Raw genomic sequence first — 13367 nt, 5'->3', positions numbered from 1 at the left:
TTTTAGTGACCTAAAGGAAGAACGGACTCGGCTGGAACAGTGACTCTACATCGGCAACATACTTTTTATCGACTAAGAACATAACGACGTGATCATCTTGTTCGATCATCGTTCTGTCATGAGCGATGAGCACTTCTTCGCCACGAACAATGGCACCAATGGTTGTACCTGGAGGAAGTTTAATATCACCGACGGCGCGGCCGACAACTTTAGAGGTGGTTTCATCACCGTGGGCAATTGCTTCGATGGCTTCTGCTGCTCCGCGACGCAGTGATGATACATTCACAATATCGGCTCGACGCACGTGGGTAAGTAGTGCGGAAATCGTCGCTTGCTGGGGTGAGATCGCAACATCGATAACGCCACCTTGAACCAAGTCTACGTACGCTCCACGTTGAATCAGCACCATTACTTTTTTCGCCCCCATGCGCTTAGCGAGCATGGCAGACATAATGTTGGTCTCATCTTCGTTGGTTAAGGCAATGAAAACGTCAACTTGGTCGATGTTTTCTTCCGTAAGTAACTCTTGGTCTGCCGCATCACCACAGAACACAATCGTATTCTCTAGCTCTTCAGAAAGCTTTTCAGCCCGTTTATGGTTGCGCTCAATCAACTTAACGCTGTAGCTGTGTTCAAGACGCTTAGCGAGACTGGCACCGATATTACCGCCACCGACAATCATGATTCTGCGGTAAGGCTTTTCTAAACGTTGAAGTTCACTCATAACGGAACGAATATGGTTACTTGCTGCAACGAAGAAAACTTCATCATCGGCTTCAATAACGGTGGTTCCTTGAGGTCGAATCGCACGTCCTTGACGGAAAATCGCGGCAACACGAGTATCAATATGAGGCATGTGACCACGTAAAGCAGACAGAGCATTCCCTACCAGAGGGCCGCCATAATAAGCTTTTACCGCCACTAAACTGACTTTTTGTTCGGCAAAACTCACCACTTGAAGGGCGCCAGGATATTGAATGAGACGCTCAATATAACTGGTTACGAGCTCTTCTGGAGCAATGAGGTGATCAACCGGGATTGCGCCTGATTTAAACAGCGCTTCTTTTTCTGCCAAGTATTCAGGAGAGCGAATACGGGCAATACGGTTCGGTGTGTTAAACAGAGAGAAGGCAACCTGACACGCAGCCATATTGGTTTCATCCATATTGGTTACAGCAACCAACATGTCAGCATCTTGTGCTCCGGCTTCCCGCAAAGTTGTTGGGTGGCTGGCGTAACCATTCACCACTCGTAAATCATATTTATCTTGCAGTTCACGAAGGCGATCACCATTGCGGTCGACAATGGTGATGTCATTGTTTTCGCCAACGAGGTTTTCTGCCAGAGTGCCACCGACTTGGCCAGCACCAAGAATGATGATTTTCATACTTTGCTTCTCTTGTTTTACTCAGTTATGCGCCAGTCTTTTCTATTCTCAGAAAGCTGCGCAATTAAGGTGCTCATTCATAATGAATGCGAGCAGTGCTTCAAGTTATAAGCGCTGCTCGAATCAATGTTATACGCTTAAGCGAGCGATTTAACCAATACGGCGTAGTAGAAACCATCCATATCTTCTTCACCAGGAAGAATTTGGCGGCCTGGGTTTTCTACATCAGAACCAACTAATTGTGCATTGTCGGTTCGTGCCAAGAAATCTTTTACTTGTATGCTGTTCTCTTGTGGAGTGATTGAACACGTCGCGTACACCATCGTGCCGCCCGGTTTAAGCTCACGCCACATCGCATCCATAATTTCACTTTGAAGTGCCGCGAGTGCATCAATATCAGACGCTCTACGTAACCACTTAATGTCGGGGTGGCGACGGATCACTCCAGTCGCTGAACAAGGCGCATCTAACAAAATACGGTCAAATTGATCACCTTGCCACCACTCTTCAGGGTAGCGAGCATCTCCGCAGATAACATCAGCACGCAGTTGTAAACGCTGTAGGTTGTCATACACGCGATCCAAACGGCGGTCATCGCAGTCAATGGCAACCACTTCAGTGTTCTTTGTGCGCTCTAAAATATGCGCAGTTTTGCCGCCAGGTGCAGCGCAGCAATCTAAAATTAACTCACCGTCTTGTGGTGCTAAGTAATCGACAGATAATTGAGCCGCAGCATCTTGAACCGATACCCAACCTTTAGTGAAACCTGGTAGTAAAGTGACATCACAAGGAGACGTTAATTTTAATGCATCTTCCGCTTGAGGGTGCGGTGTGCATTCAATGTTTTCGCTATTTAACAGTGCTAAGTATTCATCACGAGTGTGGTGCTGACGATTCACTCGTAGCCACATTGGTGCTTTACTGTTATTCGCTTCAACGATGGATTCCCATTGTTCTGGGTAACTCTCTTGAAGCATTTTTAAAATCCAGCTTGGGTGGCAATATTTGCCTGCGTTATGACTAACGGCCAGTTCGTCCAAGCGGTCTTGTTCGCGTAAGTAGCTACGAAGTACGGCATTAATTAAGCCACGTAAGCTCGGACCTCGTAGGGTTACTGTTCCTTCTACGGTTTCACCAACGGCAGCGTGAGCAGGAATGCGCATAAAACTTAATTGGTAGATACCCACTAAAATTAAGTGGTGGAATACTCGCTTTTTACCTTTAAGCGAATTATCCATCAGCTCGTTCGCAATGGTTTCTAAACGTGGTAAATAACGTAATGCTCCGTAACAGATCTCTTGAAGAAGAGCGTGGTCACGAGGTTTAATCGTTTTCTGAGCTGCTGGTAAAGCATGTGAAAGTGAATGGCCTTTATCGACCACTTGAAACAGGACATTTGCAGCTGCAGCGCGAACATTCATGATGGATACCCGATTGTTGAATCAAAAAAATAAAGGCCAGTAACGACTGGCCGAACTTGCTTGCCGAATTAGTTGAGTTGGCTTCCCACTTCAAACCAAGCAGCACGCGAGTTTAAGATGTCTTGTACCGACATGGCTTTTTTCCCCGGTACTTGTAGCTGCTCTAAAACAAGCACACCACTGCCAGTTGCCACATAAATGCCCGTTTTATCGGCTTTAAGTATGGTTCCCGCCGGTTTATCGGTTGTTTGAGGTTCCACACGGCTTTGCCATACTTTGATGCTATTTTCTGCAACAGAGAAGTGACTCATCGGCCAAGGATTAAAGGCTCGAACGCAACGTTCAATGGCTTGAGCATCCATCGTCCAATCAATCTTAGCTTCTTCTTTGCTAAGTTTTTTCGCGTAGTTGGCAAGCTCATCATCTTGTTTGACAGGTTTAGCATTACCGGAAGCGATGTCCGCTAAGCAATGAACAAGTGCATCTGGACCTAAATCCGCAAGCTTGTCATACATAGAGGCACTGGTGTCTGTCGTTTCAATCGGTAGAGTGGCAATGCTGAGCATGTCACCAGTATCTAAACCAATATCCATTTGCATGATGGTCACACCGGTTTCTTTATCACCCGCCCAGATTGAGCGTTGAATCGGTGCGGCACCACGCCAGCGAGGTAAAATTGAGCCATGCACGTTGATACAACCTAGACGCGGGGTATCAAGCACAACTTGTGGCAATAGTAGACCGTAAGCCACGACAACCATGAGATCGGCATTGAGCTCCGCAAGCTGCTGTTTTGCTTCATCGGCTTTGAAGTTTTCTGGTTGGTATACCGGAATATTATGTTCAAGGGCGATATTTTTTACTGGGCTTGCGGTAAGCTTTTTACCACGACCGGCTGGGCGGTCAGGTTGGGTATATACCGCAATAACTTCATGCTCCGAAGACAACAACGCCGCCAAATGACGGGCGGCGAAGTCCGGAGTACCTGCAAACACAATACGTAATGACTGGCTCAAGGTAACCTCACTTAATTTATTTTTGTTTTTCGTTAAAGCGTTTAATTTTCTCTAACTTTTCTTTGATGCGCTTGCGTTTAAGAGGCGAAAGGTAATCAACAAACAGTTTGCCTTTTAAATGGTCCAATTCGTGTTGTACACAAATCGCCAGTAAGTCATCAGCGTCGAAGGTGAACTCTTCGCCATCACGATTGAGAGCTTTAACGCTCACTTCAGCCGCACGAGGAACTAAACCTCTTGCGCCCGGAACCGAAAGGCAACCTTCTTCGATGCCATCTTCTCCGCGTTTTTCGGTGATTTCAGGGTTGATCAGAACCATTGGTTCATCACGAGTTTCTGAAATATCAATCACAACAATACGTTGGTGGAAATCAACTTGCGTAGCGGCTAAGCCGATACCTTCTTCGTCGTACATGGTTTCAATCATGTCATCGACGAGCTTTTGGATCTCAGGGGTAACTTTCTCTACCGGTTTCGCCACGGTACGTAGGCGGTCATCCGGGAATGTTAATACTTGTAATACAGACATATACACTCTAAATGTTGAACTGTGCCGAAACAGCATAAACCTTGTTGGCTCAATTCTAGACATTTTAGAGGGCAAATGACAGCATCCTAAGACCAATTATTCGATTCTCTATTACTCATTACTCTAAAGGAGCGGGAGTTATGCCTTCATTTCTTCGCTGTATTACAGGCGCATTACTGTCAATGTCGCTCTCTATTTCTAATATTGCGAGTGCAAGTGAATCAATACCTGCACCTTTGACGATTCGAGATAATGCACCACAAACTTATATCGTTGTGAAAGGTGACACGCTGTGGGATATATCAGCTTTATATTTAGATAATCCATGGTTATGGCCTCGCTTATGGCAGATAAACCCTGACATTGAAAATCCACATCTAATTTATCCAGGAGATAGGTTAACGTTAACGTGGAGAGATGGTCAGCCAGTGTTAAGTCTTAAACCTATGGTCACTCTGAGCCCTAAGGTTCGCTTGATTGAAAAGAAAGCGGTACCGACTATTGCGGAAGAGTTAGTGCTTCCTTACCTTCAATCGGATCGGTTGGTAGAGAAAGATCTCCTTGATAATGCTCATAGGGTTCTAGGAACAAGTGATGGTCGTAAGTTTTTAACCGCCAATGACCGCCTATTTATTGATGGTCAGCACAGTCATGCTGAGTGGGGGATTTATCGTCAGGTTGAAGAGTATAAGCGTGAAAGCCCAGAGGTAAGTATCACATCTTTACGTTTAGTGGCAGCGGCTACTTTGGTGGACAGTGATGAAGAATTTAGTAGTTTACAGGTGACCTCTCAACGACAAGAAATATTGATTAATGATGTGGTGTTACCTGAAGTTGGCATTGAAACCATGACGTTATCCACCACCTTTCACCCTCAACCTGCTCCTCAAGGTGCATTCGCCAATATTTTAGGAGCGATAGCGGGAAGCCAGTATGCTGCAAACAACCAAGTGATCATTCTGGATCAAGGTACGGAAGATAATTTACGTCAAGGAAGTATGTTTGAGTTAATTAAACCCGGAGCGATGGTACATAGCAAAGAAGGTAAGTTTAGTTATGAGGGCGAAAAGAGTGATGCTATTCAATTGCCTGATATCACCGTTGGTCGCTTGATTGTTATTCGTCCTTATCAATATTTTAGTTTAGGGCTGATAACAGATAGCTCTACGCCTATTGGTCGAGAAATTTCTGCTATTTCACCAATCAAGCCAGTGACTATTGCGATCAGTAGTGAAGATGCAGGATCGTGACGGAGCAAGAACTCGAAGCGTGGTTGATGTTGAGCTTCACTCCCTATTTGGGAGAAAAGAGATTATCCAGATTAAGATGTATCGATTCACTGGTTAACATTGTTCAATATAAGCCTCAAAACCTTCAGGCAATAGGGTTCAAAACAAAACAGATAGAGTACTTAAAACATAAAGCTCTCTCAGATGTTGAGCCTTGCCTAAAGTGGGCTCAGCAACAGAATCATCATATTATTACCCCTCTCGATATACATTACCCACCACTTTTAAAAGAGATCCCCTCCCATCCGCCAGTATTATTTGTAAAAGGTAACTCGAGTTGCTTGGGGGATCCTCAAATCGCAATGGTTGGCAGTCGAAATGCTAGCTTGGAAGGGCGACAAACCGCGAAGTCGTTTGCGAAAGAATTTTCTAACCAAGGTTTAATCGTAACTAGCGGGCTTGCATTGGGGATCGATGGTTACGCTCATGATGGAGCGTTAGAAGGAAGTGGTGAAACGGTGGCTGTACTTGGCTCTGGTCTTGATAATATTTATCCAGCTCGCCATAGGAAGTTGGCTGAAAGAATTATCGATAAAGGGGCGTTAGTTTCAGAATTTCGTCCTAGTGCCAAGCCTAGGCCTGAAAACTTTCCACGGCGTAATCGCATCATTAGTGGCTTGTCTGTTGGGGTCTTAGTCGTTGAGGCGGCAGAAAAAAGCGGTTCTCTTATCACGGCTCGTTACGCAAACGAGCAAGGGCGTGATGTTTTTGCTATGCCGGGCTCTATCCATAACCCTAATAGTCGTGGCGGAAATAGTTTAATTAAAGCGGGAGCATGTTTAGTCCAAAGTGCGCAAGACGTTCTCTCTGAAATAGAAACTCTGGTAAACTGGTCTATAGATCATCAGCCAAATTTATTCGACATGGTGGAAGAAGAGGAAGAATTGCTATTTCCTCTTCTGTTAGCTAACGTAGGAATAGAGGTGACTCCTGTTGATATTTTGGCACAGCGGACCCATATACCTGTGCATGAGGTCATGATGCAGCTTTTGGAGCTTGAGCTCTCAGGGCATGTTGTTGCAGTAACCGGTGGCTATATTCGAAAGAGGAGGGGCTAGCTATGATGATGGACATACTAATGTATCTGTTCGAAACCTATATCCATAGCGAGGCAGAGTTGCAAGTGGATCAAGATGAACTTGAAGATGAGCTGACTCGTGCAGGTTTCCACCAAAAAGATATTTATAAAGCATTACATTGGCTAGAAGAACTAGCTGCGCTTCAAGAGAGCGATAATCATTCGGCAATATCCACAGGTTCAGCAACGTCAATACGTATCTATACCAAATCGGAAATAGCGCGAATTGATATGGAGTGTCGTGGTTTTCTACTGTTTTTAGAACAGGTAGGTGTACTCACAACCGAAATTCGAGAAATGGTCATTGATCGAGTTATGGGGTTAGAAACGGATGATTTTGAACTTGATGATCTGAAATGGATTATTTTAATGGTGCTGTTTAATGTACCGGGTAATGAAAATGCATATACCCAAATGGAAGAGCTCTTATACAGTAAAGAGCAAGGTATTCTTCACTAGTACTAACCAACAAGAGATGCCATGAGCAGTAAAATCGATCAGCAGTTATTTTCCGCTCACGAACACGCGTTGGAGCATGAACCATGTCCAGAATGCGGCAGTGAACTGCAACTCCGTCACGGAAAACATGGCCCGTTTTTAGGTTGCTCGCAGTATCCGAGCTGTAGCTATGTTCGCCCATTACATCAAAATGATGGTCATATCGTAAAAGAACTTGGAGTAGCTTGCCCTAAGTGTGCCAATGAGTTGGTATTAAGGCAGGGCCGTTATGGGATGTTTATCGGATGCAGCAGTTATCCTGAGTGTCACCATATTGAGTCCCTCGATAAACCGGAGCAACCAACAGAAGATAAGCCACTACATGGTTGTCCAGAGTGTGGCAGAGGACACCTTGTCGAGCGTAAATCTCGTTTTGGGAAAACGTTCTTTGCTTGCGACAATTACCCTAAATGCAAATTTGCAGTGAACCACCCTCCAGTCAAAGGTCGCTGTGAAGAGTGTGGTTTTACATTGTTGGTTGAGAAAAAATTGGCGAGTGGAACTAAGTATCAATGCTCTAGCCGAAAATGTCAGCATACTCAATCTAACGAGTAAATATGTTGAAGGGTTATTAGAGGCTGCATATCAAAGACAAAATGGCGCATATAGCGCCATTTTGTGATCTTATCGGTTGTATATATTACTGTATTTTTAACGCAGCGCTTTTCAACGAAGGATAAGCCTTTTCGTTAAGCTCATTCGCAAGTTCAAGTAGTGCTTGTTGGAGATCTTTCCGCGAATTTGCACATACATTGATGTGCCCCATTTTTCTTCCTGCGCGTTTTTCTTTACCGTACCAATGAACATGACAACCTGGCATTGCTAATACGCTTTGTGGGAGTGAGTCTTCACCTAAAATGTTGACCATTGCTGTTGGGCGAATGCATTCGGTTCCACCTAGTGGCAGGCCGCAAACTGCTCGTAGATGATTTTCAAATTGGCAAACCTCAGCACCTTGTTGCGTCCAGTGGCCAGAGTTATGCACACGTGGTGCGATCTCATTAACAAGCAACGAACCTTGAACATCAAAGAACTCAAGTGCCAGCACGCCAACGTAATCTAAACGCTCAGCAACAGCTGTGAACATTACACTCGCTTGCTCTTGCAATTCAATGTCATCAATCGCTGTCGATAAACTCAACACGCCGTCGGTGTGAACATTTTCAGCCAGTGGGTACACTTGAATCTCGCCATTAGCGCCACGAGCACCAACAAGCGATACTTCACGATCGAACGGAACAAACTCTTCAGCAACAATTGCTTGGTTGTCGGTCGCGGCAATGCATTCAGCCATTTCTGCCCAGGTCGCGTCAACATTGTCTAATGTCTTTAAGCGCCATTGGCCTTTACCGTCGTAGCCGCCAAGTGTGCTTTTCAATACCATCGGTAAGCCAACGTGGGTAATTGCAGTGTCAAAGTCTTCGCGAGAGTTAATCACATAGTACTTAGCATTTTTCACGTTTGCTTCGTCTAACAGTGCTTTTTCAAGAAGGCGGTCACCACCTGCTTTGATTGCTTCTGTTGATGGTAAAAACTTACCACTGCGTTCACACACTTCAAGTATTTGATGGGGGATATGTTCGAACTCGGCAGTGATCACGTCTGCTTGCTCAATCGCGTTTTCTAACCCATTACCAATCACCGCTTGAGTGAGTGGATGAACGATATTACTGCTTCCGACATCAAAAGCTGATATTTGAATGTTGAGTGGTGCGCCCGCGAGCGACATCATTCGAGCTAATTGGCCTGCGCCTAGCACAAGAACATGCATGTCATTAGTCCTCAGCTGGGTTTGGGTTATCTAAAATAGTTTCTGTTTGTTGTTGACGGAACGCTTCCACTTTTTCCATTACACTCTCATCACTGGTGCCTAGAATTTGTGCGGCAAGTAATCCGGCATTTGCCGCGCCAGCTTCGCCAATCGCGAGAGTGCCGACTGCAATACCTTTTGGCATTTGAACAATAGAAAGTAGTGAGTCCATGCCTTTAAGAGCACGAGATTGAACAGGAACACCTAATACAGGAAGGCTAGTAAAAGCGGCTGCCATACCAGGAAGGTGCGCTGCGCCGCCAGCTCCAGCGATGATCACTTTTATACCGCGATCTTTGGCACTTGAAGCATATTCAGCGAGAAGCTGAGGAGTTCGGTGAGCTGAAACCACTTTTGTCTCGTATGCGATGCCAAATTGATCAAGCATTTCTGCGGCCAGTTTCATGGTTGGCCAATCTGATTTAGAACCCATAATAATCCCGACTTTCATCTCAAACTCCTTCAGTGCTATAAAATTAGGTGTGCGGATATTTTTCGCGCATTATACGGGTAAAATCGCCCAAGGAAAACGTTTGCGTCGGTGTGATTTAAACTTAGATACATTTTGCTATTAAATAGCTTTAGGTATGAACAGAGATAATTTGTACACTTACTTAATTAAAGCGAAGAATAAAAAGAAAGTTAAAGGGATGGTCATGGATAATTTTGAGCAGGCGCTACTGGCATTAAAGCAAGGTGAAGTTATTGCTTACCCAACTGAAGGGGTATTTGGCGTTGGGTGCGATCCTGACAATAATGAAGCGATAGATAAATTGTTAGCGTTAAAGCAACGCCCGGTTGAAAAAGGGTTGATCTTGATTGCTGCGAATTATAGCCAGCTTTTACCTTATATTGATGAAAGCCAGTTAACGGCAGCACAACTTAAGGAAGTGAAATCGACATGGCCTGGACCTGTCACTTGGATAATGCCGACCAGTGATAAAGTATCTTCATCACTCTGTGGGCAGTTTGATTCTATTGCGGTACGTGTGACCGACCATCCTTTGGTTCAAAAAATGTGTCATGCCTTTGGTAAGCCGCTTACCTCAACAAGTGCAAATTTAACGGGTCACCCTCCATGTATGACGACTCAAGAAGTAGAAGAGCAATTAGGTGATAAGTTAGTTGCGGTGTTGCATGGAGAAACGGGTGGACGAGAGAAGCCTAGTGAAATTCGAGACGCGAAAACGTCACGTATATTAAGACAAGGATAATCAGCTTAATGTCAGCGATAGATAAACAAGCCGTAAAACAGTTTCTGTTGGCCCTTCAAGATAGTATTTGTCAACAATTAGAGCAGGCTGATGGCAAAGCATTATTCGTAGAAGATGCATGGCAACGAACGCCAGATGAGAAGCTTGGTGGAGGTGGTCGTAGTCGTGTTATGAAAGATGGTGCGGTTTTCGAACAAGGTGGCGTAAACTTTTCTCATGTTTTTGGTCACGAAATGCCAGGATCTGCGACAGCGCACCGTCCTGAATTGGCAGGGCGAAAATTTGAGGCGATGGGAGTATCCCTTGTGATGCATCCTAAGAACCCTTATGTACCCACCTCTCATGCCAATGTTCGATTTTTTATTGCAGAAAAAGAGGGCGAAGCGCCTATTTGGTGGTTCGGTGGCGGTTTTGACCTAACGCCTTTTTATCCTTTCGAAGAAGATTGCCAACACTGGCACAATACCGCGAAAGAGATCTGTGCGCCTTTTGGAGCGGATGTTTATCAGCTGCATAAAGAGTGGTGTGATAAATACTTTTTCTTACCACATAGAGATGAAACGCGTGGGGTTGGTGGCCTTTTCTTTGATGATTTGAATGAGTGGGGTTTTGAATCTTCTTTTGCTTATATGCGAGCGGTTGGTGAAAATTATACCCATGCGTATTTACCAATCGTAAAACGTCGACAAAATACGGAATACAGTGAGCGAGAGCGTCATTTCCAACTTTATCGTCGTGGACGTTATGTGGAATTTAATCTTGTTTATGATAGAGGCACCTTATTTGGGTTACAAAGCGGTGGTAGAACAGAATCCATACTCATGTCTATGCCACCATTAGCTCGTTGGGAATATAGCTATAACCCAGAAGATGGCTCTCCAGAAGCCGATCTTTACCTGAACTATTTGAAACCGAGAGAATGGTAACAGTGATACTTGGCTAGCATAGTGTGAAGTGGTAGGGTCATCTTAGATGGCTCTTTTTTTAACTATATATAAGCAGGCAAGGATATGGCCCAACAAACCGATCAGTACGTTGTGTTTGGTAACCCTATTGGACATAGCAAATCACCTTTCATTCATACTCTTTTTGCAAGGCAAACCAATCAGAACTTAACTTATAGCACCTGCTTAGCACCTGCTGATGGTTTTAAAGATGCAGCGATGGCATTTTTTGAGCATGGAGGTAAAGGTTGCAATATTACCGTGCCGTTTAAAGAAGATGCGTACCAGTTTGCCGATCGCTTAACGGAGCGCGCTAAACTTGCAGGTGCGGTGAACACTTTAAAAAAGCTCGACGATGGTGATGTTATTGGTGATAACACCGATGGTGAAGGCCTGGTTCAAGATCTCCTTCAAAATCAAGTTAGGTTGGAAGGCGCTCGAATCTTATTGATTGGGGCTGGTGGTGCGGCACGCGGTGTGATTAAGCCATTGCTGGATCATAACCCGGCTCATATTACAGTAACCAACCGAACTTTTTCTAAAGCTCAAGAGCTGGCGGGTATATTTGAAGCTTACGGTTCTATTCGTGCTAAAAGTATGGAATCGATAAATGCTCCATTTGATGTCATCATCAACTCAACCTCGGCAAGCCTTGATGGTCAATTGCCTGCAATTAGCGAATCCATATTCTCATCGAATTCTGTTTGCTATGACATGATGTATGGCAAAGGGAATACCTGTTTTAATCAATGGGCAATTCAAAATAGCGTGAGCCAAACTTATGATGGTTTAGGGATGCTCGTTGGCCAAGCAGCAGAAAGTTTTATGTTGTGGCGAGGTCTTCGTCCTGGAGCGCGACAGGTATTACGTGAATTGCGTAAAAATTTAGAAGGTATGTAATGAATCAATCAATTCTCTTTGCTGATATACAAACATGGGATCAGCATAAATCCGTTGTTACTTTTCCTGCTCAACAAGCGGGAGCTCTGATTGAATGTTCGATTTCTCTTGAGATGATTGAAAGATTGTCGGGAATATCAGTCGATGGGGAACAGCAAACTCTTCAAGTGTTTTCTAGTATACGTTTTGATATTGAAGAGCTCGCGGAAGAATTAATTGAAAATGAAGAATTCAACGAAAGGGGCGAAATTGAGCTTAGATAATTTCGATGTTCTGCACTTCCGTTAAATAGTCATTTTTGTTTTGTACGTAGTTATCAGATGATTTTTGTAAGAAGGCTCGTTCTTTATCAGATAAAGGACGCGCTTTTTTTACAGGGCTACCTACATATAGATGGCCACTCTCTAGCGTTTTATTGGGTGGGACTAAACTACCTGCCCCAATCATTACCTCTTCCTCTATTACTACGCCATCTAATATTATCGCTCCCATTCCTACCAACACTCGATCATGAATGGTGCAACCGTGTAGCATCACTTTGTGCCCAATTGTCACATCATTCCCTATAAGAAGAGGGAAACCAGCTGGGTTCTCATTATTTTTATGAGTGACGTGTAATACACTCCCATCTTGAATATTGGTTCTTTGGCCGATGTGGATATGGTTAACATCCCCTCGAGCTGCAACAAGTGGCCAGATACTCGAATCATCGCCAATAACAATATCTCCCACTAGTACTGAACTTGTATCTATATAGACGCGTTCTCCGATTACAGGTCTTTTATCTTTATAACAGCGAATATGGCTCATAATTTGTCCTTAAAATTTGTCGTCAATTTTAATATAAATGACTTTTCTTATAAAAATGAGGCTTTTCGAATAAAAAACACTCAAACGATAGATAAATAACAAAAAACCTAATAAACCGCTTGCCAACGTGATCGTTATCTCTATAATGCGACCTCACTGACACGGCAGAGCCCACAAGGGTTCAAGCGCAATGTCAGTTTGGCTTCTAGCTTAAAAAGATAATTTGAAAAAGTGTTTGACACTCTCGTTTATCTCGCTAGAATAGCCCACCTCTTCAAAGGAAGCTTAGCGACTTGGAAGAGAAGCTCTTTAACAATTTAGACCTATCAATCTGTGTGGGCACTCGTTGATGATAATCACTAGTTTTGTACTGTTTGTTTTCGCTTTTTAAAGCGAAAGTAAATTAAGTCGAAACAAAAGATATCAATGAACTGAGTGACCAATACAAGTTCTTAGAACTTGGCACAGTCA

15 protein-coding genes are annotated in these 13367 nt (G+C 44.0%); 8 read left to right on the top strand and 7 right to left on the bottom strand.

Annotated features, from left to right (window positions below; genetic code table 11):
- Positions 1 to 10: 10 nt before the first annotated feature.
- The 4 genes from trkA to def all read right to left on the bottom strand — a co-directional run bounded on the left by trkA (position 11) and on the right by def (position 4353).
- Positions 11 to 1387 (bottom strand): Trk system potassium transporter TrkA, encoded by a 1377-nt coding sequence (gene trkA, locus F0249_RS15100; RefSeq protein WP_113798169.1) that lies wholly within the window; start codon positions 1385 to 1387, stop codon positions 11 to 13.
- A gap of 137 nt (positions 1388 to 1524) precedes the next feature.
- Entirely contained in the window at positions 1525 to 2808 is a 1284-nt protein-coding gene (gene rsmB, locus F0249_RS15095) for a 16S rRNA (cytosine(967)-C(5))-methyltransferase RsmB (protein ID WP_171757100.1), read from the bottom strand.
- A gap of 68 nt (positions 2809 to 2876) precedes the next feature.
- A complete protein-coding gene (gene fmt / locus F0249_RS15090; protein ID WP_171757099.1) occupies positions 2877 to 3824 on the bottom strand; it encodes a methionyl-tRNA formyltransferase in 948 nt (315 codons plus the stop codon).
- 16 nt (positions 3825 to 3840) lie between these two features.
- A complete protein-coding gene (gene def, locus F0249_RS15085; RefSeq protein ID WP_017052851.1) occupies positions 3841 to 4353 on the bottom strand; it encodes a peptide deformylase in 513 nt (170 codons plus the stop codon).
- Positions 4354 to 4535: 182 nt separating this feature from the next.
- On the opposite strand from def, the gene F0249_RS15080 reads away from it, so the two are divergent.
- Genes F0249_RS15080 through F0249_RS15065 form a run of 4 tightly spaced genes read left to right on the top strand, consistent with a single transcriptional unit; the run spans position 4536 to position 7773 of the window.
- The gene (locus tag F0249_RS15080; protein WP_253825331.1) at positions 4536 to 5603 is read left to right on the top strand and encodes a LysM peptidoglycan-binding domain-containing protein; all 1068 of its coding nucleotides are present in this window, start codon (positions 4536 to 4538) and stop codon (positions 5601 to 5603) included.
- On the top strand, positions 5600 to 6700 hold the full coding sequence (gene dprA, locus F0249_RS15075) for a DNA-processing protein DprA (RefSeq protein ID WP_171757097.1): 1101 nt from the start codon (positions 5600 to 5602) through the stop codon (positions 6698 to 6700). Before F0249_RS15080 ends, dprA begins: the two co-directional genes overlap by 4 nt.
- Positions 6701 to 6702: 2 nt before the next feature.
- Positions 6703 to 7179: a DUF494 family protein gene (locus F0249_RS15070; protein ID WP_017052848.1), complete on the top strand. Its 477-nt coding sequence runs from the start codon at positions 6703 to 6705 to the stop codon at positions 7177 to 7179.
- 21 nt (positions 7180 to 7200) lie between these two features.
- Positions 7201 to 7773, top strand: a complete 573-nt coding sequence (locus F0249_RS15065; protein WP_113798156.1) for a type I DNA topoisomerase — start codon at positions 7201 to 7203, stop codon at positions 7771 to 7773.
- An 85-nt stretch (positions 7774 to 7858) separates the two neighbouring features.
- Here the strand turns inward: F0249_RS15065 and F0249_RS15060 are convergent, their stop codons facing one another.
- Together F0249_RS15060 and purE are read right to left on the bottom strand one after the other, a co-directional pair.
- Entirely contained in the window at positions 7859 to 8989 is a 1131-nt protein-coding gene (locus tag F0249_RS15060; protein WP_171757096.1) for a 5-(carboxyamino)imidazole ribonucleotide synthase, read from the bottom strand.
- Positions 8990 to 8993: 4 nt separating this feature from the next.
- On the bottom strand, positions 8994 to 9479 hold the full coding sequence (gene purE / locus F0249_RS15055; RefSeq protein WP_017052845.1) for a 5-(carboxyamino)imidazole ribonucleotide mutase: 486 nt from the start codon (positions 9477 to 9479) through the stop codon (positions 8994 to 8996).
- Positions 9480 to 9684: 205 nt separating this feature from the next.
- Here purE and F0249_RS15050 point away from each other — a divergent pair, with 205 nt between their 5' ends.
- The 4 genes from F0249_RS15050 to F0249_RS15035 all read left to right on the top strand — a co-directional run bounded on the left by F0249_RS15050 (position 9685) and on the right by F0249_RS15035 (position 12349).
- Positions 9685 to 10242, top strand: coding sequence for an L-threonylcarbamoyladenylate synthase (locus F0249_RS15050; RefSeq protein WP_029203399.1), 558 nt, complete (start codon positions 9685 to 9687; stop codon positions 10240 to 10242).
- Positions 10243 to 10250: 8 nt separating this feature from the next.
- Positions 10251 to 11168 (top strand): oxygen-dependent coproporphyrinogen oxidase, encoded by a 918-nt coding sequence (hemF, locus tag F0249_RS15045; protein ID WP_017052843.1) that lies wholly within the window; start codon positions 10251 to 10253, stop codon positions 11166 to 11168.
- Positions 11169 to 11252: 84 nt separating this feature from the next.
- On the top strand, positions 11253 to 12086 hold the full coding sequence (gene aroE / locus F0249_RS15040) for a shikimate dehydrogenase (RefSeq protein WP_171757095.1): 834 nt from the start codon (positions 11253 to 11255) through the stop codon (positions 12084 to 12086).
- Positions 12086 to 12349 (top strand): DUF1488 domain-containing protein, encoded by a 264-nt coding sequence (locus F0249_RS15035; RefSeq protein WP_171757094.1) that lies wholly within the window; start codon positions 12086 to 12088, stop codon positions 12347 to 12349. Before aroE ends, F0249_RS15035 begins: the two co-directional genes overlap by 1 nt.
- On the opposite strand, the gene F0249_RS15030 is transcribed toward F0249_RS15035, so the two are convergent.
- Complete coding sequence (locus F0249_RS15030; RefSeq protein ID WP_171757093.1) at positions 12342 to 12896, bottom strand: gamma carbonic anhydrase family protein; 555 nt, start codon at positions 12894 to 12896, stop codon at positions 12342 to 12344. The two genes, F0249_RS15035 and F0249_RS15030, sit on opposite strands and share 8 nt — an antisense overlap.
- Positions 12897 to 13367 lie beyond the last annotated feature (471 nt).

Origin of the sequence: Vibrio sp. 03-59-1, from assembly GCF_013114135.1 — a bacterium.
GTDB lineage: Bacteria > Pseudomonadota > Gammaproteobacteria > Enterobacterales > Vibrionaceae > Vibrio > Vibrio cortegadensis.
This window is presented reverse-complemented; position numbering and strand designations above follow the sequence as displayed.